The organism is Hylemonella sp. GW821-FHT12C09 (assembly GCF_058807395.1).
The window spans coordinates 1-19079 of record NZ_JBXAQQ010000006.1 but is presented as its reverse complement, the minus strand read 5'-3'; the positions used below and the strand labels follow the sequence as shown (position 1 = coordinate 19079).

At 66.3% G+C, this 19079-nt stretch carries 18 protein-coding genes; 12 read left to right on the top strand and 6 right to left on the bottom strand.

Annotated features, from left to right (window positions below; all coding sequences use genetic code 11):
- The first annotated feature begins 15 nt into the window (after positions 1 to 15).
- Entirely contained in the window at positions 16 to 642 is a 627-nt protein-coding gene (locus AC1RRP_RS11115; RefSeq protein ID WP_493036118.1) for a response regulator transcription factor, read from the top strand.
- 41 nt (positions 643 to 683) lie between these two features.
- Here the strand turns inward: AC1RRP_RS11115 and AC1RRP_RS11110 are convergent, their stop codons facing one another.
- Positions 684 to 830, bottom strand: coding sequence for a hypothetical protein (locus AC1RRP_RS11110; RefSeq protein ID WP_493036116.1), 147 nt, complete (start codon positions 828 to 830; stop codon positions 684 to 686).
- Between AC1RRP_RS11110 and mltA the strand changes: the two genes are divergently transcribed.
- Complete coding sequence (mltA, locus tag AC1RRP_RS11105) at positions 763 to 2004, top strand: murein transglycosylase A (RefSeq protein ID WP_493036114.1); 1242 nt, start codon at positions 763 to 765, stop codon at positions 2002 to 2004. The two genes, AC1RRP_RS11110 and mltA, sit on opposite strands and share 68 nt — an antisense overlap.
- Before the next feature lie 6 nt (positions 2005 to 2010).
- Here mltA and AC1RRP_RS11100 read toward each other — a convergent pair whose 3' ends face one another.
- Together AC1RRP_RS11100 and AC1RRP_RS11095 are read right to left on the bottom strand one after the other, a co-directional pair.
- Entirely contained in the window at positions 2011 to 2661 is a 651-nt protein-coding gene (locus AC1RRP_RS11100; RefSeq protein WP_493036112.1) for a hypothetical protein, read from the bottom strand.
- A complete protein-coding gene (locus tag AC1RRP_RS11095) occupies positions 2658 to 3185 on the bottom strand; it encodes an Lrp/AsnC family transcriptional regulator (protein WP_493036110.1) in 528 nt (175 codons plus the stop codon). The genes AC1RRP_RS11100 and AC1RRP_RS11095 overlap by 4 nt, the downstream gene beginning before the upstream one ends.
- Positions 3186 to 3321: 136 nt before the next feature.
- On the opposite strand from AC1RRP_RS11095, the gene AC1RRP_RS11090 reads away from it, so the two are divergent.
- The 5 genes from AC1RRP_RS11090 to AC1RRP_RS11070 all read left to right on the top strand — a co-directional run bounded on the left by AC1RRP_RS11090 (position 3322) and on the right by AC1RRP_RS11070 (position 13019).
- Complete coding sequence (locus AC1RRP_RS11090; protein WP_493036108.1) at positions 3322 to 6876, top strand: indolepyruvate ferredoxin oxidoreductase family protein; 3555 nt, start codon at positions 3322 to 3324, stop codon at positions 6874 to 6876.
- A gap of 137 nt (positions 6877 to 7013) precedes the next feature.
- The gene (gene yajC, locus AC1RRP_RS11085) at positions 7014 to 7346 is read left to right on the top strand and encodes a preprotein translocase subunit YajC (protein WP_493036106.1); all 333 of its coding nucleotides are present in this window, start codon (positions 7014 to 7016) and stop codon (positions 7344 to 7346) included.
- Positions 7347 to 7379: 33 nt separating this feature from the next.
- Positions 7380 to 9260, top strand: a complete 1881-nt coding sequence (gene secD, locus AC1RRP_RS11080) for a protein translocase subunit SecD (RefSeq protein ID WP_493036104.1) — start codon at positions 7380 to 7382, stop codon at positions 9258 to 9260.
- A gap of 12 nt (positions 9261 to 9272) precedes the next feature.
- A complete protein-coding gene (gene secF / locus AC1RRP_RS11075; RefSeq protein WP_493036103.1) occupies positions 9273 to 10232 on the top strand; it encodes a protein translocase subunit SecF in 960 nt (319 codons plus the stop codon).
- Between the two features lie 18 nt (positions 10233 to 10250).
- The gene (locus AC1RRP_RS11070; RefSeq protein WP_493036101.1) at positions 10251 to 13019 is read left to right on the top strand and encodes a DUF1631 family protein; all 2769 of its coding nucleotides are present in this window, start codon (positions 10251 to 10253) and stop codon (positions 13017 to 13019) included.
- Between the two features lie 65 nt (positions 13020 to 13084).
- On the opposite strand, the gene AC1RRP_RS11065 is transcribed toward AC1RRP_RS11070, so the two are convergent.
- The 3 genes from AC1RRP_RS11065 to AC1RRP_RS11055 form a co-directional block, all read right to left on the bottom strand.
- On the bottom strand, positions 13085 to 13582 hold the full coding sequence (locus AC1RRP_RS11065) for a Smg family protein (RefSeq protein ID WP_493036099.1): 498 nt from the start codon (positions 13580 to 13582) through the stop codon (positions 13085 to 13087).
- A 70-nt stretch (positions 13583 to 13652) separates the two neighbouring features.
- Positions 13653 to 14771 carry a DNA-processing protein DprA gene (gene dprA / locus AC1RRP_RS11060; protein ID WP_493036097.1) on the bottom strand — a complete coding sequence of 373 codons (1119 nt, stop codon included), beginning with the start codon at positions 14769 to 14771 and terminating at the stop codon, positions 13653 to 13655.
- Between the two features lie 30 nt (positions 14772 to 14801).
- Entirely contained in the window at positions 14802 to 16088 is a 1287-nt protein-coding gene (locus AC1RRP_RS11055) for a LysM peptidoglycan-binding domain-containing protein (RefSeq protein ID WP_493036095.1), read from the bottom strand.
- Positions 16089 to 16273: 185 nt separating this feature from the next.
- Between AC1RRP_RS11055 and def the strand changes: the two genes are divergently transcribed.
- The 5 genes from def to pgk all read left to right on the top strand — a co-directional run.
- On the top strand, positions 16274 to 16783 hold the full coding sequence (gene def / locus AC1RRP_RS11050; protein WP_493036093.1) for a peptide deformylase: 510 nt from the start codon (positions 16274 to 16276) through the stop codon (positions 16781 to 16783).
- Positions 16780 to 17739: a methionyl-tRNA formyltransferase gene (fmt, locus tag AC1RRP_RS11045; protein ID WP_493036091.1), complete on the top strand. Its 960-nt coding sequence runs from the start codon at positions 16780 to 16782 to the stop codon at positions 17737 to 17739. The genes def and fmt overlap by 4 nt, the downstream gene beginning before the upstream one ends.
- Before the next feature lie 3 nt (positions 17740 to 17742).
- Positions 17743 to 18477, top strand: a complete 735-nt coding sequence (locus AC1RRP_RS11040) for an AzlC family ABC transporter permease (protein ID WP_493036089.1) — start codon at positions 17743 to 17745, stop codon at positions 18475 to 18477.
- Positions 18474 to 18821 carry an AzlD domain-containing protein gene (locus tag AC1RRP_RS11035; RefSeq protein WP_493036087.1) on the top strand — a complete coding sequence of 116 codons (348 nt, stop codon included), beginning with the start codon at positions 18474 to 18476 and terminating at the stop codon, positions 18819 to 18821. The genes AC1RRP_RS11040 and AC1RRP_RS11035 overlap by 4 nt, the downstream gene beginning before the upstream one ends.
- Before the next feature lie 91 nt (positions 18822 to 18912).
- The coding region (pgk, locus tag AC1RRP_RS11030; RefSeq protein ID WP_493036617.1) for a phosphoglycerate kinase at positions 18913 to 19079 on the top strand (167 nt) is incomplete at its 3' end.

The following is a 19079-nucleotide window of genomic DNA, read 5'->3' as shown; positions in this document are numbered from 1 at the left end:
CCTTACCATCACGCCATGCAACCTGTAATCGACGCCGCCGTATACATCGTGGACGATGACGCCAGCGTGCGCGAAGCGCTGGCCTGGCTGCTGCGTTCGCGTCGCCTGGGCAGCCAGGCCTTTGACAGTGCCGAGGCCTTTCTCGAGATGATCGAGGGCGCGCACCTGCCGCCGCGTCCCGCCTGCCTGCTGCTGGATGTGCGCATGCCCGGCATGAGCGGACTGGCCCTGTTCGAGCGTCTGGTGGAGCGTGGCTTGCACCAAGCCCTGCCGGTGATCTTTCTCACCGGTCATGCCGACGTGCCCACGGCCGTGAGCGCCGTCAAGCGCGGCGCCTTCGATTTCTGTGAGAAGCCGTTTTCTGACAATGCGCTGGTGGACCGCGTCGAGCAGGCGCTGGCCCAGTCGGCCACCATCGTGCAGGCCCAGCAGGCGCGTGCGCGCCTGCGCCAGCGCCTGGGCGAACTGACCGACCGCGAGCGTGCCGTGATGCAGCTGGTGATCGAAGGCCTGCCCAACAAGCGCATCGCCGACCAGCTCGACATCAGCGTGCGCACGGTGGAGGTGCATCGCGCGCGCGTGTTCGACAAGATGGAAGTCAAGTCGGCCGTCGAACTGGCCAATCTGCTGCGCGAGTTCTGAGCGCGCTGCTCGCGAAGGACGGCCAGTCCGGCCGTTCCGGCTCAGGTGCCGGGAGGGCGGGTAGGGTCTTCGCCGCCCTGTTCGGGCGGGGCGAGTTCGCCTTTTTTGCGACCCGAGAACATGGTCCACCACACGATCAGCACCAGCAACAGCAGGGCCGCCAGGGCTTCGAGGAAAATCAGCAGCATGAAACGACTCCAACGACTTTATTTTGTCTTCAACTTTCTTATTGTAGGAACGCTGGTCGGCTGCGGTGGCGTTCCGGTCGGCGAGATGGTGCCGGAGTCGGGGAGCCCGCAGATCGCGGTGGAGCAGCCTGCTGCACCAGCTTCGAGGTTGTCCTTCCCCAGCCAGCCCGCCAGCAGCGCCGTGCTGCAGCAGGCGCGCAGCCGCTGGACACCGGTGGGCTGGGCCGATTTGCCCGGACTGGGTGAGGATCCCCTGGGGGAGGCCTGGTCCGCCTGGGTGCGCAGCTGCGAGCGACCTGGTCCGGCCTTTGCACCCCTGTGCGCCGATGTGCGGCGCCTGGGCCAGGGCAGTGACGAGGAACGGCGCGGCTGGATGCTGGAGCGCCTGCAGCCCTACCGTGTCGAGACTTTCCAGAGCGAGCCGGTGGGTTTGCTGACCGGTTATTACGAGCCGGTGGTCGAGGCCTCGCGCCTGCCTACGGCCAACCATACTGTGCCCCTGTACGGGCTGCCGGCCCAGTTGCACCTGCGCAAGCCCTGGTACAGCCGCCAGGAGATCGACACCCTGCCCGAAGCCCAGGCCGCGCTCAAGGGCCGCGAGATCGCCTGGCTGGCCGATCCGGTGGCCGCACTCAATCTCCAGATCCAGGGTTCAGGCCGTCTGCTGGTGACCGAACCCGACGGCCGCCAGCGCATGGTGCGTCTGGGTTACGCCGGCACCAACGATCAGCCCTACCGCAGCGTGGGGGGCTGGCTGCTCTCGCGTCGCGAGGTGCGGGACGCCTCCTGGCCGTCCATCCGCAACTGGGTGGCCCAGAACCCGGGGCGCGTGCAGGAGATGCTGTGGAGCAACCCGCGGGTGACCTTTTTCCGCGAGCAGCCCCTGCCCGAGAGCGAGACTGCCGTGGGCCCGCGCGGCGCGCAGGGCGTGCCGCTGACAGCCGGGCGTTCCATCGCGGTGGATCCCGGCAGCATTCCCTACGGCACACCGGTCTGGCTGGCGTCGGCCGGCCCGCAGCTGCAGCTGCAGCGCCTGGTGCTGGCCCAGGATACGGGCAGCGCCATCACGGGCGCGGTGCGCGCCGACTACTTCGTGGGCACCGGCCCCGACGCCTCCTTGATTGCCGGGCGGCTCAAGCAGCCCTTGCGTCTGTGGGTGCTCTGGCCGCGTTGAGCGGCTTCAGCGCAGGCTGACCCGCACCAGCACCCGCAGGGACTGGCGGCTGCTGCGGGTGTCGCGTCCGGCGCCGCCCAGGCCCGCGGCGCCTTGCCGGTTGTCCTGCAGGTCCTCGCTGTCGGCCACCGTCATCCATTCATCGAGGGGCAGCAGCAGCGTGGTAGACGTGCTGGCGCTTTGCCCCAAGGGCTGGCGGCCCTGGGTGGCGGCCAGTTCCAGATACACCGAGTCGCCGCCTTCCCAGACCGGGGTGGCCGTGAAGCCGGTGCCCGCCTGCAGCCACACGGTACCGGGCACGCTCCTGCGCACGCCCCCCTGCGTGACGAGCTGGCGCAGACGCAGGGGCACGTTCAGGCCCAGCACGATGGCCGCGGGCCGGCCGTTGAGTACGAGCACCTGCTGCTGGGCGCTGCCGCGTCGATCCAGCTGGCGGCTCTGCGCATCGATGGACACCCGGGCCTCGGTGCTGCCGGGCTGTACGCGTGCAGCCACCTCGCCGGCCACGCGCTCGCGCGTACTGCTTTCCCCATCGTCCTGGCGGACCTCGATCAGCAGATTGCGCAGCGGTAGCGGGGCAACCACCCCGGCGGTCTGGGCCTGCAGCAGGGCCGGCAGGCCGAGCAGGGCGAGCATCAAAAGGCGGCAGTGTTTCATCGTGATCTCCGGCGGGTCTTGACGGCAGAGGCTTGCGGTTTCGGTGTGGGTGCCTGCAGATGGCCCAGGGGCAGTGTAGGGCTGGCCTTGACTTCGCCCAGCGAGAAGCTGGTGTGCAGGTCTTTCACGTTGGGCAGGTTGATCAGGCGCTGCAAGGCGAAGCGCGAGAAGCTGTCCAGGTCCTGCGCCACCACCTGCAGCTCGAAGGTGCCGGTGCCGCTGATGTAGTGGCAGGCCACCACCTCGGGCAGGGCACGCACCGCTTCCTCCAGCACGCGCGTGGCGTCGCCCGTGTTGCGCTCGGCGTCCAGGCGGACGAAGGCCAGCACGCCCAGGCCGATCTTGTGGCGGTCGATTTCGGCGTGGTAGCCCTTGATATAGCCCTGCTGCTCCAGCGTGCGCATGCGGCGCCAGCAGGGTGCCGGCGACAGGCCCACGCGGCTGGCCAGCTCGGCATTGGTCAGCCGGGCGTTGGCTTGCAATTCGCTCAGGATGGCCAAGTCGAATTTGTCGAGTGTTTCCATAAACTGTATTTTCCAGCAATTTCCTTTCAAAAATACCGCCAAATCAGGCAAAGAAAGCAAAGACCTATCAGGGCCTGCGGCATACACTGCGACCGATCACAACAAGCGAGGCTCAGCGCCTGGAGACAAGCCGCCCATGAATGCCCCCCTGCCCGAATCGATCCGCCAGGCGCTGGAGACCGTCACCCTGGACGACAAATACACGCTGGACCATGGCCGCGCCTTCATGAGCGGGGTGCAGGCCCTGGTCAAGCTGCCCATGCTGCAGCGCCTGCGTGACCGGCAGGCCGGCAAGAACACGGCGGGTTTCATCAGCGGCTATCGCGGCTCGCCCCTGGGCAGCTACGACCAGGCCTTGTGGAAGGCCGCGCCGCACCTGAAGGCGCAGAACATCGTGTTCCAGCCCGGTGTCAACGAGGAGCTGGCGGCCACGGCCTTGTGGGGCACGCAGCAGCTGGGGTTTGCCCCGCCGGGCACCAACAGGTTCGACGGCGTGTTCGGCATCTGGTATGGCAAGGGTCCAGGCGTGGACCGGACCTCCGACGTCTTCAAGCACGCCAACAACGCCGGTACCACGCCCTGGGGCGGCGTGATTGCCGTGGCCGGTGACGACCACGTGGCCAAGAGCTCGACGGCCGCGCACCAGAGCGACCACATCTTCAAGGCCTGCGGCCTGCCGGTGTTCTTCCCGGCTTCGGTGCAGGAGATCCTGGACCTCGGCATCCATGCCTTTGCTCTGAGCCGTTACGCCGGCGTCTGGGCCGGCATGAAGACCATCCAGGAGATCGTCGAGTCCAGCGCTTCGGCCATGATCGACCCGGAGCGCGTGCAGATCCAGCTGCCCACGGATTTCCAGATGCCGCCCGGCGGCCTGCACATCCGCTGGCCCGACCACGCACTGGAGCAGGAAGACCGTCTGTTCCACCACAAGTGGTACGCGGCCCTGGCCTACATCCGCGCCAACCGCCTGAACCACAACGTCATCGAAGGCCCGAACGACAGGTTCGGCCTGATCGCCAGCGGCAAGGCTTACAACGACGCGCGCCAGGCCCTGCTGGACCTGGGGCTGGACGACGCCACCTGCCGCCAGCTGGGCATCCGCCTGCACAAGGTGGCCGTGGTCTGGCCGCTGGAGGCGCAGAGCGCACGCGACTTCGCCACCGGCCTGCAGGAAATCCTGGTGGTGGAAGAAAAGCGCCAGCTCATCGAATACCAGCTCAAGGAAGAGCTCTACAACTGGCGCGACGACGTGCGCCCCAACATCCTGGGCAAGTTCAACGAAGGTGACCGCGCAGGCGGTGAGTGGTCGCAGGCCAATCCCTCCAGCAACGAGCTGCTGCGCGCCAACGCTGACCTGACACCGGCCATGATCGCGCGCGCCATCGCCGGGCGACTCAAGAAAAACAACATCCTGCCTGCCGGCAGCGATATCGCGGCGCGTGTGGACGCGCAACTTGCGGTGCTGGACGCCAAGGAGCGGTCCATGCAGGCCCTGTTGCGGGCCGGGCCGGCGGCCGAACGCCAGCCCTGGTTCTGCTCGGGCTGTCCGCACAACACCAGCACGCGTGTGCCCGAGGGCTCGCGCGCCCTGGCCGGCATCGGCTGCCATTTCATGGCGACCTGGATGGACCGCAGCACCATCGGTTTCACGCAGATGGGCGGCGAGGGCGTGCCCTGGGTGGGCCAGCAGCCTTTCAGCACGGAAGGCCATGTGTTCGCCAACCTGGGCGACGGCACCTACTTCCACAGCGGCATCCTGGCCATCCGCCAGAGCATCGCGGCCGGTGTCAACATCACCTACAAGATCCTCTACAACGATGCGGTGGCCATGACGGGCGGCCAGCAGGTGGGTGAGCGGCCCGAGGGCCACAGCGTGATCCAGATCGCGCAGAGCATGCGCGCCGAAGGCGCGCACAAGATCACCATCGTCACCGACGAGCCCGAGAAGTACGAGGGTGTGCAGGGATTGCCGGCCGGCATCGCCATCGAGCACCGCGACGAACTCGACCGCATCCAGCGCGAGTTCCGCGAACTCAAGGGCTGTACCGTCATCATCTACGACCAGACCTGCGCCACCGAGAAACGCCGTCGCCGCAAGCGCGGCAGCCTGGTGACACCAGCCAGGCGCGTGGTGATCAACGAGCTGGTCTGCGAAGGCTGTGGCGACTGCGGCCAGCAGAGCAACTGCCTCTCGGTGGAGCCGCTGGAGACCGAGTTCGGCCGCAAGCGCACCATCAACCAGAGCACCTGCAACCAGGACTTTTCCTGCCTCAAGGGTTTCTGCCCGAGCTTCGTGACGGTGGAAGGCGGGCAGCTGAAAAAGAAGGCCAAGGGGCAGGCGACTTCGCCTTATGCGCTGGGGGCCCTGCCCGAACCAGCCTTGCCCAGGGCAGCCACGGCCTATGGCATCGTGGTGGCCGGTGTGGGCGGTACCGGCGTCATCACCATCGGGCAATTGCTGGGCATGGCCGCGCACATCGAGGGCAAGGGCATCGTCACGCAGGACGCGGCGGGCCTGGCGCAAAAGGGCGGCGCCACCTGGAGCCATGTGCTGATTGCCGACACCGCGGAGGAGATCCGCACCACCCGTGTGGGCATGGCCGCGGCCGACCTGATCCTGGGCTGCGACCCTATCGTCACGGCAGCGAAGGAAAGCACGCTGCGCATGCGCGAGGGGCGCACCCGTGTGGCGCTCAATGGCCACAGCGCGCCGACCGCCGCCTTCGTGAAAAATGCCAACTGGCAGAACCCGTCGGATCGCTGCGTGGCCGACATCAGCGCCGCCGTGGGCGCTGCCGGCATAGGGGTGTTTGATGCGGATGCCGTGGCGACCCGGCTCATGGGCGACTCCATCTATGTCAACCCTATGCTGCTGGGTTACGCCTGGCAAAGGGGCTGGATTCCGCTGGGCCTGGTTTCGCTCCAGCGCGCCATCGAGCTCAATGGCGTGGCGGTAGAGGCCAACAAAGCTGCCTTCGAATGGGGCCGCCAGGCGGCGCATGACTGGGCTCGCGTGCAACAGCTGCTGGCACCAGCGCAAGCCATCCAGTTCCAGCCGCGCGAGACGGTGGAGAGCCTGGTGGCGCGGCGGGTCGAGTTTCTGCGTGCTTATCAGAACGAGGCTTACGCGCAAACCTACCGGGCCTTCGTGTCCCGGGTGCAGGGGGTCGAAAGCCGGCTGGGCAAGACCGGGCTGAGCGAGGCGGTGGCCCGTTATCTGTTCAAGCTCATGGCCTACAAGGACGAGTACGAGGTGGCCCGCCTGCACGGCGACACCGCGTTCCTCTCGCGGATCAATGACATGTTTGAGGGTGAGTACAAGCTCCACTACCATCTGGCGCCACCGCTGCTGGCCAGGAAAAACGAAAAAGGCGAGCTGATCAAGCGGCCTTTCGGCCCCGCCATGGGCACGGCCTTTCGCCTGCTGGCGCGACTGAAGGGCTTGCGGGGTACGGCGCTCGATCCTTTTGGCCTTACCGAGGAGCGCCGAGCCGAGCGGGCCCTGGTCGCCGAATACCGTGCCTGCATCGAGGAGTTGCTGGCCGGCCTGAGCGCGGCCAAACATGCGGCGGCCGTCGAGATCGCGCGCCTGCCCGAGCAGATCCGCGGCTACGGCCACGTCAAGGCGCGGCACCTGGCGGCCGTCCGTCCCCTGTGGGATGAACGCATGGCAGCCTGGCGGGCCGCCTAATCCAGACAGCGTTGCGGGGCTTGGAATCCGCATACCCCGGCCCCGTACAATGGGCGGCCGCCTGTTCCGGGGTGCCTGCCGTGCACGCTTGGATGTCGGCGTGTCCCGATTTTTGAACCCCTGACGTGGAGTAAGCCGTGTTTATTTCTTCCGCTTTTGCCCAGACCGCCCCCGCAGCCGCTGCCGAGGGTGGCATCCAGTCCTCGCTGATGAGCATGCTGCCCATCGTGCTGATGTTCGTGGTGCTGTACTTCATCATGATCCGTCCGCAGATGAAGAAGCAGAAGGAGCACCGTGCCATGGTCGAGGCCCTGGCCAAGGGTGACGAGGTGGTGACCGCCGGTGGCCTGCTGGGCCGCGTGAGCAGCCTGAATGAAAACTTCGTTGGCGTGGAAATTGCCTCCGGTGTGGAAGTGCAGCTGCAGCGCCAGGCTGTGGTGCAGGTGCTGCCCAAGGGCACGATGAAGTAAGAGACTTTCCAGCCCCGCAGACGCGAGAGAACAATGAACCGTTATCCGGTATGGAAGTACGCGATCATCGTGATCGCGCTGCTGGTGGGGGCGATCTACACCGCCCCGAATTTCTTTGGCGAGGCGCCCGCCGTCCAGGTCTCGGCGGCCAAGACGGGCCTCAAGGTCGATCCCGCCACGCAGTCGCGGGTGGAAGCGGCCTTGCAGGAAGCCCGTATCCGACCCGAGGCCATCAGCCTGGAGGTCGGGTCCCTGCGCGTGCGGCTGGATTCCACCGATACGCAGCTCAAGGCCAAGGACGCGATCCAGCGCGCGCTGGTCAAGGATGCGGCCGACCCCGACTACATCGTGGCGCTTAACCTCCTGCCGCGCACGCCGGGCTGGCTGTCCGCGCTGCATGCAGCGCCCATGTACCTGGGCCTGGACTTGCGCGGTGGCGTGCATTTCATGTTGCAGGTCGACATGGAGGCCGCACTGAGCAAGAAGGCGGAGTCGCTGGCGGGCGACCTGCGCACCGTGCTGCGGGAGAAAAACGTGCGCCATGGCGGCATCAGCCGCAACGGCCAGGCCATCGAGTTGCGCCTGCGCGACGCCGCCACGCTGGCCGCTGCCAAGCGCGTGCTGCTGGAGCAGTTCGCCGACTTGCAGACCACGGAAACTCAGGACGGCAGCGATTTCAAACTGAGCGCCACCATCAAGCCCCAGGCCGCGCGCCTGGTGCAGGAGCAGGCCCTCAAGCAGAACATCACCACGCTGCACAACCGGATCAACGAGCTTGGCGTGGCCGAGCCGGTGATCCAGCAGCAGGGCCTGGACCGCATCGTCGTGCAGCTGCCCGGGGTGCAGGACACGGCCAAGGCCAAGGACATCCTGGGCCGCACCGCCACGCTGGAAGTGCGCATGGTGGACGAAAGCGTCGAAGGCCGCGCGGCCGAGGCCGGTTCTGGCGCGGTGCCGTTTGGCACGGAGCGCTACCCGGACCGCAGCGGTCAGGCCGTGATCGTCAAGAAGCAGGTCGTGCTGACCGGCGACAACCTGACGGACGCCCAGCCCGGTTTCGATAGCCAGACCCAGGAGCCCACCGTCAACCTGTCGCTGGACGCCAAGGGCTCGCGCATCTTCAAGGATGTGACGCGCGAGAACGTCGGCAAGCGCATGGCCATCATCCTGTTCGAAAAGGGCAAGGGCGAGGTGGTCACGGCGCCGGTGATCCGCACCGAAATCGGCGGTGGCCGGGTGCAGATCTCCGGCCGCATGACTTCCACCGAGGCGGCCGACACGGCCCTGCTGCTGCGCGCCGGCGCACTCGCCGCACCCATGGAGATCATCGAGGAACGCACCATCGGCCCGAGCCTGGGGGCCGAGAACATCGACAAGGGTTTCGCCAGCGTGACCTGGGGCTTCGTCGCCGTGGCGACCTTCATGTGCGTCTATTACTTGCTGTTCGGCGTGATCTCCAGCGTGGCGCTGGGCATCAACCTGCTGCTGCTGGTGGCCGTGCTGTCGATGCTGCAGGCCACCCTGACGCTGCCGGGCATGGCGGCCATGGCCCTGGTGCTGGGCATGGCCATCGACGCCAACGTGCTGATCAACGAACGGGTGCGCGAGGAGCTCCGAGGCGGCGCGTCGCCGCAGGCCGCCATCCATACCGGCTACGACCGCGCCTGGGCCACCATCCTGGACTCCAACGTCACGACCCTGATCGCCGGCCTGGCCCTGCTGGCTTTCGGCTCAGGCCCGGTGCGGGGCTTTGCCGTGGTGCACTGCCTGGGCATCCTGACCAGCATGTTCTCGGCGGTTTTCTTCTCACGCGGCCTGGTGAATTTGTGGTACGGTAGCCGTAAAAAGCTCAGGACCGTTTCGATCGGAACGGTCTGGCGGCCCGACGGGCAAGTCCCGGCCAAAGTGGATTGAGGGAAGAAGAACATGGAGTTTTTTAAGATCCGGCGCGACATTCCGTTCATGCGGCATGCGCTGGTGCTCAACATCGTTTCGCTCGTCACCTTCCTGGCGGCCGTTTTCTTCCTCTTTTCCCGTGGCTTGCACCTGTCGGTGGAGTTCACCGGCGGCACGCTGATCGAGGTGAGTTATTCGCAGCCGGCGGATCTGGAGGCGGTGCGCGGCGGCATTGCCAAGCTGGGCTACAGCGACGTGCAGGTCCAGAATTTCGGCACCGCCCGTGACGTGCTGATCCGCATGCCGGCCGCCAAGGGCGTGAGTTCGGGCCAGCAGAGCGAACAAGTCATGGCGACGCTCAAGTCGCTGGACGCCAGCGCCACCCTGCGCCGCAGCGAGTTCGTCGGCCCGCAGGTCGGTGACGAGCTTGCCGTGGATGGACTGATGGCCCTGGCTTTTGTCGTGGGCGGCATCATGATCTATCTGGCGCTGCGCTTCGAGTGGAAGTTCGCGGTGGCGGCCATCATTGCCAATCTGCACGATGTCATCATCATCCTGGGTTTCTTCGCCTTCTTCCAGTGGGAGTTCTCGCTGCCCGTGCTGGCCGCGGTGCTGGCGGTGCTGGGCTATTCGGTCAACGAGTCGGTGGTGATTTTCGACCGCATCCGCGAGAACTTCCGCCGCCTGCGCAAGCTCGATACGGTGGCGATCATCGACAACGCCATCACCTCCACCATCAGCCGCACCATCATCACGCATGGCAGCACGCAGCTCATGGTGCTGTCCATGCTGCTGTTCGGCGGCCCGACGTTGCACTACTTTGCCCTGGCGCTGACCATCGGCATTCTCTTTGGCATCTATTCCTCGGTCTTCGTGGCGGCCGCCATTGCCATGTGGCTGGGCGTGAAGCGTGAAGACCTGATCAAGGGCGGCGCACCCAAGCGTGGTGAGACGGACCCCAATGACCCGAACGCGGGCGCTGTCGTCTGAGCCAGAGGGAACAGTCAGATGGCGACCCAGCTCTCCTACATGCAGCGTATGCAGCTGGCGGAGAAGACGCGCCAGCGCTTCCTTGGGGATGTGGAGAAGATCCTGGTCGAGCTGGCGGGGCTGGTCCAGGAGCGGCTGACCACGCTGCTCAACGAAAAGGGCACGACCCGGGACATGCAGAACCGGCGTGACGCCTGGATGCTGTACCAGAAGCAGCGCGGGCCCTGGATCGACAGCACCATGAAGGTCTGGCAGGACTCACTCAAGTCCCCGGCCGGCAAGAAGGCCGAGAAGAAGGAAGAACTCGGGCTGGCAGGTGACGGCGGCCTGTCCCTGGTCGGCACCGATGCGGTCGAGGACAAGATCATCTCCTCGCGTCTGGTGCTGGCGGTGGTGGAGAAGATGAGCGGTGAGCTTGACGACCTGCGCGTGCGCATCAAGACGCTGGAGAGCCGCGATGATCTTGAAGGCCACGACATCCTTCGTCCCGAAGTCCTGATCCTGCTGATGATCGAACAGTGGACCACCAGCGGCATGCCACGCGAGTCCTGGGTCATGGTCAACGATGTGGTGCAGAAGCATCTCATTGAAAAACTCAAGGCGGCGTACGCCAATGGCAATGAATTTCTGATCCAGCAGGGCGTGATGCCCACGATCGATCTGAAGGACCGCGTCAAGCGCGCCGCGGTCGGACGGCGTCCATCATCGGCCGGTGGTGGTGGACCCGACTCGGTTCTACCCGACTCGCAGTTCCAGGGGGATGCTGGCGGTTCTGACGCGGCCTGGGGCGGTTCGACCGGGGCGTATGGACCAGCCTCCGGCTATCCTGGCCAGCCGGTGTCGGCGCCGGCGCCTTTGGGCAGCATGCCGATGGCACGTGGACCTGGGGCGATGCCGCCGGGGCCTGCTGGCGGCTATGCCGGCCAGCCCGGTTTCGCAGGCATGCCCGGCTCGGCGACCGCCGCCTATCTTGGCCAGCCGGCGGCCGGTCGTATGGGGGGCGGCGCGCCTCAGGCGGGCTATCCGGGTCAGCCAGCGATGCCACAGGGGCCGGCAGCTAGCGGGCCCGCCGGGCGCAGTGCGGGCCATCTTTTTGGCGGCCGCCTGGGTTGGGACGATGCACAGGGTCCGTTGACGCCAGGCCGGTTGGCACCCGTACCACCCGCCGGCGCCCCTGTCCCTGCGGGAATGGGACAGTCCCCCGCGCAGATGCAGCAGGCGCTGGCAGCGCAGGGCACGCCATCCAATTTCGGCGGCGCCCATGAAGAAACGCGTCTGATGACGCAGACCACCCCGCTGGCGCGCACGCGCAGTCGCGCCCAGGGCATGTTTGGTCAGCTCAAGCGCCTGCTCGTCGGGCAGGGCGGTGGTGATTTCACGGCGACTTCGGCGCAGCCCCCTTCGCCCGCCCTGGCCGCCGCCATGGCCGAACGCCCGCCCTATTACGCGGGCGGCGGTGGTGGCACGGTCTACGAGGATTACAGCCCGGCCGGTGTGGTCAAGGTGGCCGACAAGCTGCGCGAAAAGACCGACGAGCTCAAGAAGAAAGCCGAGACCAAGAGCGAAAAGGCCATCATCGAAATGGTGGCCCTGATGTTCCAGGCGATCCTGGCCGAAGAGCGCATCCCCACGACGATCCGGGTCTGGTTTGCCCGTTTGCAGATGCCGGTGCTGCGTGTGGCGCTGGCCGAGCCCGAGTTCTTCGGCACGTTGAACCATCCGGCGCGCCAGCTGATCGATCGCATGGGTTCCTGCGTCATGGGTTTCGAAGCGAGCAGCATCACGGGCGGTGCGCTCGAGGCCGAGATCAAGCGCATCGTGCAGGTCATCGAGCAGTACCCGGAAACCGGCAAGCGTGTCTTCCAGATCGTCTATGACGAGTTCCAGAAGTTCCTGGCCAAGTTCCTGACGGGCAAGGAGAAGACGCAGAAGGTCGTGAGCGTTGCGCAGCAGGTCGAGCAGAAGGAGACACTGGCGATTCAGTACACCATCGAGCTGCGCAACATGCTCAAGGACATTCCGGTGCGTGACGAGATCCGCACTTTCCTGTTCAAGGTCTGGGCCGAGGTGCTGGCGGTGTCGGCCGTGCGCAAGGGTCCCAAGGACAGCGAGACCGTGGCCATGAAAAAGGCCGCCGCCGATCTGGTCTGGTCGGCCAGTGCCAAGCCCAATCGCAATGACCGTGCGCGTGTCATCCAGGATCTGCCGCAGCTGCTGCAGCGCCTGCGCGCGGGCATGAGCCTGCTGGGCATGTCGCAGACTGACCAGGACGCACACATCAAGATCGTCAGCGACACCATGGCCGATGCCTTCATGTCCAAGACCCAGGCCATCCCGCAGGCGCAGATCGATGCCATGACGCAGCGCCTGGCCAACCTGGAAGACTTCGTCAGCGAGGACGGGCTGGGTGACCTGCCGCTGGATGCCGAGAGCATCGAGATGATGCTGGGCATCGACGCCTCCACCATCGACGTGGTGACCAACGGTGGTTCCAAGCCAACCCCGGCCATGGTGGCCTGGGCGCAGGAGCTGCAGCTGGGCTCCTGGTTTACACTGGACCACAACGGCAAGGTCAACCAGGTGCAGTTCGTCTGGCGCAGTGATCGCAAGCACCTGAACCTGTTTGCCTCAAGCGATGGACACAGCTACCTGATCCAGGCCGGTCGCCTGGCGGCCTATCTGCAGGCCGGCCTGTTGCTACCGCAGGAAGAGGAAACGCTCACCGTGCGTGCCACGCGCGAGGCGCTCACAAGGCTGGAAGCCCACCCGGAACGACTGCTCACCTGAAACAGAAGGCCCCTCGCGAGGGGCCTTCTGTTTTGCGCGGTGGCGCATGCGCTCAAGCGCCAGCTTCAGTGTGCGATGCGCTCGGCGCTGTCGTCGTAGAGTTCGTCGAGTACCAGGGTGTCGGGTTCCTCGCCAAAACTCCAGTACACCATGAGGATGATGATCTTCAGATCGTCCAGGGCCATGGGCTCGCCCGGTACCGCCATGGCGCGGTCAAGGATGACCTCGCGCATGGGCGGGGGCAACACCCCGGCCGATTCAAGGAAGCTGATGAAGCCCAGGCATTCCGCGCCCAGATGGTTCTGCTCGGCGACCGAATACACGCGCATGCTGTCCGTGGCCGGAAAGCTGGGTAGTGTGGTGTCGGGGAGGGTGCTTGGGGCGGCATCCAGCCAGAGGGTGCTCTGGGCGGCCAGGTTCAGGCCGTCCAGCCAGAGCAGCGCATCGCGAATCTCGTCGGCGTCGAAGCCGATGGCGTTGAGCTTGCGTTCGAGTTGCGGCAGTTCGGGACAGGCATCACCGCGCCAGTAGTTTTCGTACACATACACAAGCACTTCAAACATGACTTCAATATAGCGCAGAAAGCGCCAGGGCAAGCCTCGAATTCACGGGTGTTGCCGGTGCTGTTGCGCTTCAGGCACGCACCAGGCGCTGCAACAGGCCGCCGGGCAGGCGAGCCACCTGCCCATTGAGTTCCAGCGCCATGAGGCGGGCTTGCAAGGGCGCAATGTCGAGGCCCGTGCGGGCCTGCAAGGCATCCAGGCTGACCGGGTCCAGCCCCATGGCCTGCAAGACGCTGTCCTCCGTCGAGTCATGGTGCGTGGCAGCCGGTTCGGGCGGCGTGGACCCGCCAGGACATTCTTCCAGAATGTCCTGCGCCGATTCGACCAGCTTGGCGCCCTGGCGGATCAGGGCATGGCAACCGTGCGATTGCGCGGCATGGATGGAGCCGGGAATGGCGAAGACGTCCTTGCCCTGTTCGGCGGCGAGCCGGGCCGTGATCAGCGAACCGGACTGCAGGGCCGCTTCCACCACCAGGGTGGCGCTGGAGAGGCCAGCGATCAGGCGGTTGCGGCGCGGGAAATTGGCCGCCAGCGGCGGTGTGCCCAGCGGGTATTCACTGATCAGCAGGCCGTGCTCGCAGATGCGGTGTGCCAGTTCGCGGTGGCCCTTGGGATAGACCCGGTCCAGGCCGGTGCCGACCACGGCCACGGTGGCCAGCCGATCCGGCGTCTGGGCATGGCCGGCCAAGGCGCCTTCATGCGCCGCGCCATCGATGCCCAGCGCCAGTCCGGAGACGATGGTCAGGCCCGCCTGGCCCAGGGCCTGCGCGAACTGGCGGGCATTCAGGGCACCCTGCGGCGTCGGGTTGCGGCTGCCGACCATGGCCAGGCTACGGTGGGTGTCCAGCGGCAGGTCCAGCCGACCCATCAGGTAGAGCAGCAGGGGTGGGTCTTCGATGTTCAGCAAGGAGGCCGGATACTGTGCATCGCCCAGCGCTACGAGCGCGCGCGCCTGTGGCGCCTCCTGCAGCCAGGCCCAGGTGCGGTCGAGCAAGGCCGGTAGATCTTCGGGGGGGGCCTGCAGGGCCTGGGCCTGCGAGGGCTTGAGCAATTGCCGCAGCGCCGCCGGGTCTTGCTCGAAGATGAGGGCCGGCAGGCCCAGGGCCGCGAGCAGGCGGCGTGCGCTGTCGTTGCCGATGCCGGGCGTGAGTGTCAGGCGCAGCCAGGCGCCCAGTTCATCACGCTCCATGGCTGCACGCGCCGCCGGTGCCCGAAGTCCTTATTGCGGCGAGGTCAGGCGGTCGCCGACCCGTACGCTGTCGGTGACGTCCAGGATCAGGGCGTAGGACAGCTTTTCGTAGGTACGGAACACCATCATCAGGCCGTTGCGCTCATTGGGCAGCTTGATCAGCGGCCGGGAAGCGTCGGTCTTGTCGACCAGCTGCTGGCCGTCTTTCAGGATGGCCAGCACATGCCCGCTTTCCATGCCGTCACGCTTGCCGCGATTGATGACCACCACCTGGTTCTGCGAGGCGTTGGCCACGGCGTTGCTGCCGTAGATCGAGACGATGCGGCCAGTGACGGCCCCCGCTGGAGCCCGTGGCGTGAAACTGAGGAACTCGCGCTCGGGTTCGGGCGCCATGCGGTCGCCGACCAGCATTTCGCTTTTCGCCGACAGAATGTCGATCGTGGCCGGCACCGGGGCGGTACTGGTCTTGCCGGAGGTCGAGGAAAGTTCGGTGCTGCTCTCGCCGCGCGCCAGCGCGGCCTTGCCCAGGAACTCGGCCTCGTAGCCCAGGATTTCGCCGGTGTCCGGGTCCTTGAGCGGCCTGGCGTTGCGGAAGATCCGGTACTGCTTGAGTTTCTGCTGGTCGTCGACCAGGGGCGCACTGGCCGGGCCGCGCGCGTAGACGCGGTCACCGCGACCCATGATGACGCGATTCTCGCCGGCGGCCACGATGCGCGGCGCGGTCTGCAACTCGGATTCCTCGACGATCAGGGGTTCGGCCAGGAAGGCTTCGATATCACGGGTTTGCAGCGTGGTCAGGGGGCTGCGCGCCTCTTCGGAGCGGATGCGCGGCGACAGTCGCACGGTCTCGATACCGCTGGCGCCATCGCGACCCGTGCTCACGGCCACAGAACCACTGTCGCTGCCGGCAACAGCGACGCTGCCTTCGGTGCCGGGCGCGGTACCCGTCAGGCGGGCGCGGCCGTCACGTTTGTCCAGGTAGAGGGTCTGTCCCGGATAGATCAGGTGAGGGTTGAGGATTTCCTCCAGGTTCATGCCCCAGAGTTCGGGCCAGCGCCAGGGGCTGCGCAGGAACAGCTTGGAGATGGCCCACAGCGTGTCGCCGGACTTGATGACGTAGCTGTCAGGCGCGTCGGGCACCAGTTCGGACAGCGGAACGCCGGCCTCTGCCACTTTTTTTGCAGTCGCGGATTGCTCGGACGTGATCGGGTAGTTGGGGAATTTCTGGCTCCAGGCGGGCTGGGCCAGCAGGCCACACAGGCCCAGGGCCGTGATTGTGGAAATTCGGGCGCTGACCCCCATCCTGCTATGCGTCATGTCTTGCTGTTTCACGTTGCCCCCGGCTAGCTCCGGACGCGGGCTAACCGCCCGCTGCCCCCGGAAAACTTAATAAATCACGCACGATTCTGCGCCCAAGCCCTTGATTGGGCAATGTTTTCTAAACTTTGTTGCAAACTCGCCGGCCAAAAGTGGCGAAAATAGCGACATCGACGAGCTTTTTTATGGCGCTACTACCCATCCTCACTTTTCCCGATCCACGCCTGCACACGGTGGCCAAGCCGGTGCAGACGGTCGACGCACGCATCAGGCAACTCATCGCCGACATGTTCGAAACCATGCACGAGGCCAGTGGCATCGGCCTGGCCGCGACCCAGGTCGATGTGCATGAGCGGCTGATCGTGATCGACGCCTCCGAGGGGCGCGACCAGCCCCTGGTGTTGATCAATCCCGAGATCGTCTGGGCCAGCCCCGAGAAGAAGATCAACGACGAGGGTTGCCTGTCCGTGCCCGGCATCTACGACGGCGTCGAGCGCCATGAGCGCGTGCATGTGCGCGCACTCGACGGCGAAGGCAAGCAGCGCGTGATCGAGGCCGACGGCCTGCTGGCGGTGTGCATCCAGCACGAGATGGATCACCTGCTGGGCAAGGTCTTTGTGGAATACCTGTCGCCGCTCAAGCGCAACCGTATCAAGACCAAGATGCTCAAGGCCCAGCGCGAGGAGCGCCGTTGAGGGTTGTCTATGCGGGCACGCCCGAGTTCGCGCGGGCGGCGCTGGAGCGACTGCACGCCGCCGGTTTCGAGATCCCGCTCGTCCTGACCCAGCCCGACCGGCCCGCTGGTCGCGGCATGAAACTGCAGGCCTCGCCGGTCAAGCAGTTCGCCTTGGCGCATGGCATGGCCGTGGCCCAGCCGCACGGCTTGCGCCTGGAGGGCAAGTACCCTGAGGAAGCGGCGGCCGCGCGCGCGGCGATCGAGGCGGCCCGGGCGGACGTGATGGTCGTCGCGGCCTACGGCCTGATCCTGCCGCAGTGGCTGCTCGATGCCTTCCCGCACGGTTGTCTCAACATCCATGCCTCCCTGCTGCCGCGCTGGCGCGGTGCGGCACCCATTCATCGTGCCATCGAGGCAGGCGATGCCGAGACCGGCGTCACCATCATGCAGATGGACGCGGGGCTGGACACGGGCGACATGCTGCTGGTGGAGCGCTTGTCGATCGCGGCGAACGACACCACGGCCAGCCTGCACGACAAGCTGGCGACTCTGGGCGGTCGTCTGATTGTCGAGGCGCTGGAGTTGTCGGCCTGTGGCGGTCTGCGGCCCGTGCCACAGCCGGCCGAGGGCGTGACGTATGCGCACAAGATCGAAAAACAGGAAGCCGCCGTCGACTGGCGCCTGCCCGCGACGGTGATTGAACGCCGCGTCCGCGCGTTCAATCCCTTCCCTGGTGCCGCAACCGCCTGGCAGGGCGAGTCCATCAAGCTCTGGCAGTGCCATGTCGAGCAGGACCGAAGCGGTGATCAGGCGCCGGGCTCGGTGCTGGCCGCCGGCCCGGAGGGCATTGCCGTGTCATGCGGCCAGGGCGTGTTGCGCCTGACCGAGCTGCAGCGTGCTGGCGGCAAGCGCCTGCCAGCGGCGGATTTCCTGCGTGGTTTTGATCTCCCGCCCGGCGCAGTGCTGGGCACCTGAGCCATGGGCAGCCTGCGCCAGATCGTCCGCCATCCCGAGTTCCAGCGCGGCATGCGCGACATGAGTTCGGTCGCGCCGGGCCTGGCGGCCTGGGGCATGATGACCGGCGTGGCCATGGTCAAGTCCGGCATGAGCCTGTTCGAGTCCATTGCCATGACCCTGCTGGTCTACGCCGGCAGTTCCCAGCTGGCGGCCATTCCGCTGATCGCGGCCGGCGCGCCCGTGCTCGTGATCTGGGCCACGGGCTTCTGCGTGAACCTGCGCTTCGTGGTGTTCAGCGCGCATATGCGGCCTTACCTCATGCATTTGCCGCGGCGTTGGCGCCTGCTGGCGGGTTACGTCACGGCCGACATCAGCTACGTGATGTTCACCAAGCGTTACCACCAGCCGCCGCAGACGGCCGAAGAGCGCCAGACCCAGCTGGCCTACCTCATGGGCGGTTGCGCCACCAACTGGAGCAGCTGGCAGGCAGCCAGTCTGCTGGGCATCTTCCTCGCGCATTCCGTGCCCGCGCACTGGGGCCTGGGTTTTGCCGGCATCCTGGCCCTGCTGGGCGTGGGCTGCTCGCTGGCCAGCAGCCGGCTGCGCATCGTGTCCGCCGGCGTGGCGGGCGCGGCGGCTGTGGCGGCTTTTGCCATGCCCTTCAAGCTCAACATCTTGGTAGCCATCGCCGCGGCCGTGGCCCTGTGCCTGTTGCTGGAGAAGACTCCGCCGTTCCGACGGGAGGCGACACGATGAAGGAGACCGATCTCTGGACCCTGGGTGTCATCGTCGGCTTGGCCGCGGTGACCGTCATCACGCGCTCCTTCTTTTTCATCTCCAGCAAGCCCTGGAGCCTGCCCCACTGGGCCCAGCGTGGTCTGCAGTACGCGCCCATCGCGGCGCTGTCGGCGGTGATCGTGCCCGAGATCGTGATGACGCAGGGCCATCTGGTGCAGACCTGGCAGGATGCGCGCCTGTTTGCCGTAGCAGCCGGCGCCGCCTGGTATTTCTGGCGCAAGAAGAGTGCCTGGGCCATGCTGGGCACCATCGTGGTGGGCATGGCCGTCTATCTGTCCTTGCACCTGGGGCTGGGCTGGTAAGCCGGTTGACAGGCGCAGCCGCCTAAAATTGTGGGTTACATGCAGGTTTCAGGCCTGCCAGCCAGTTTCCAAACTCTCCGCCCAGACCACCATGAACTTCCTCCGATTCCAGAGCCTGTGTGAACAGGGCCAAGCCCAGGGCCAGCGCGTCTTCATCCGCGCCGACCTCAACGTGCCGCAAGACGACAGCGGCGCCATCACCGAAGACACCCGCATCCGCGCCAGCCTGCCCTGCATCCGCATGGCCCTCGATGCCGG

What these genes read in the sequence shown, in the direction of transcription:
- AC1RRP_RS11115 (WP_493036118.1), top strand. Translation starts at nt 16, where the DNA reads ATGCAACCTGTAATCGACGCCGCCGTATACATCGTGGACGATGACGCC.
- mltA (WP_493036114.1), top strand. Translation starts at nt 763, where the DNA reads ATGGTCCACCACACGATCAGCACCAGCAACAGCAGGGCCGCCAGGGCT.
- AC1RRP_RS11110 (WP_493036116.1), bottom strand. Translation starts at nt 830, where the DNA reads ATGCTGCTGATTTTCCTCGAAGCCCTGGCGGCCCTGCTGTTGCTGGTG.
- AC1RRP_RS11100 (WP_493036112.1), bottom strand. Translation starts at nt 2,661, where the DNA reads ATGAAACACTGCCGCCTTTTGATGCTCGCCCTGCTCGGCCTGCCGGCC.
- AC1RRP_RS11095 (WP_493036110.1), bottom strand. Translation starts at nt 3,185, where the DNA reads ATGGAAACACTCGACAAATTCGACTTGGCCATCCTGAGCGAATTGCAA.
- AC1RRP_RS11090 (WP_493036108.1), top strand. Translation starts at nt 3,322, where the DNA reads ATGAATGCCCCCCTGCCCGAATCGATCCGCCAGGCGCTGGAGACCGTC.
- secD (WP_493036104.1), top strand. Translation starts at nt 7,380, where the DNA reads ATGAACCGTTATCCGGTATGGAAGTACGCGATCATCGTGATCGCGCTG.
- secF (WP_493036103.1), top strand. Translation starts at nt 9,273, where the DNA reads ATGGAGTTTTTTAAGATCCGGCGCGACATTCCGTTCATGCGGCATGCG.
- AC1RRP_RS11070 (WP_493036101.1), top strand. Translation starts at nt 10,251, where the DNA reads ATGGCGACCCAGCTCTCCTACATGCAGCGTATGCAGCTGGCGGAGAAG.
- AC1RRP_RS11065 (WP_493036099.1), bottom strand. Translation starts at nt 13,582, where the DNA reads ATGTTTGAAGTGCTTGTGTATGTGTACGAAAACTACTGGCGCGGTGAT.
- dprA (WP_493036097.1), bottom strand. Translation starts at nt 14,771, where the DNA reads ATGGAGCGTGATGAACTGGGCGCCTGGCTGCGCCTGACACTCACGCCC.
- AC1RRP_RS11055 (WP_493036095.1), bottom strand. Translation starts at nt 16,088, where the DNA reads ATGACGCATAGCAGGATGGGGGTCAGCGCCCGAATTTCCACAATCACG.
- def (WP_493036093.1), top strand. Translation starts at nt 16,274, where the DNA reads ATGGCGCTACTACCCATCCTCACTTTTCCCGATCCACGCCTGCACACG.
- AC1RRP_RS11040 (WP_493036089.1), top strand. Translation starts at nt 17,743, where the DNA reads ATGGGCAGCCTGCGCCAGATCGTCCGCCATCCCGAGTTCCAGCGCGGC.
- AC1RRP_RS11035 (WP_493036087.1), top strand. Translation starts at nt 18,474, where the DNA reads ATGAAGGAGACCGATCTCTGGACCCTGGGTGTCATCGTCGGCTTGGCC.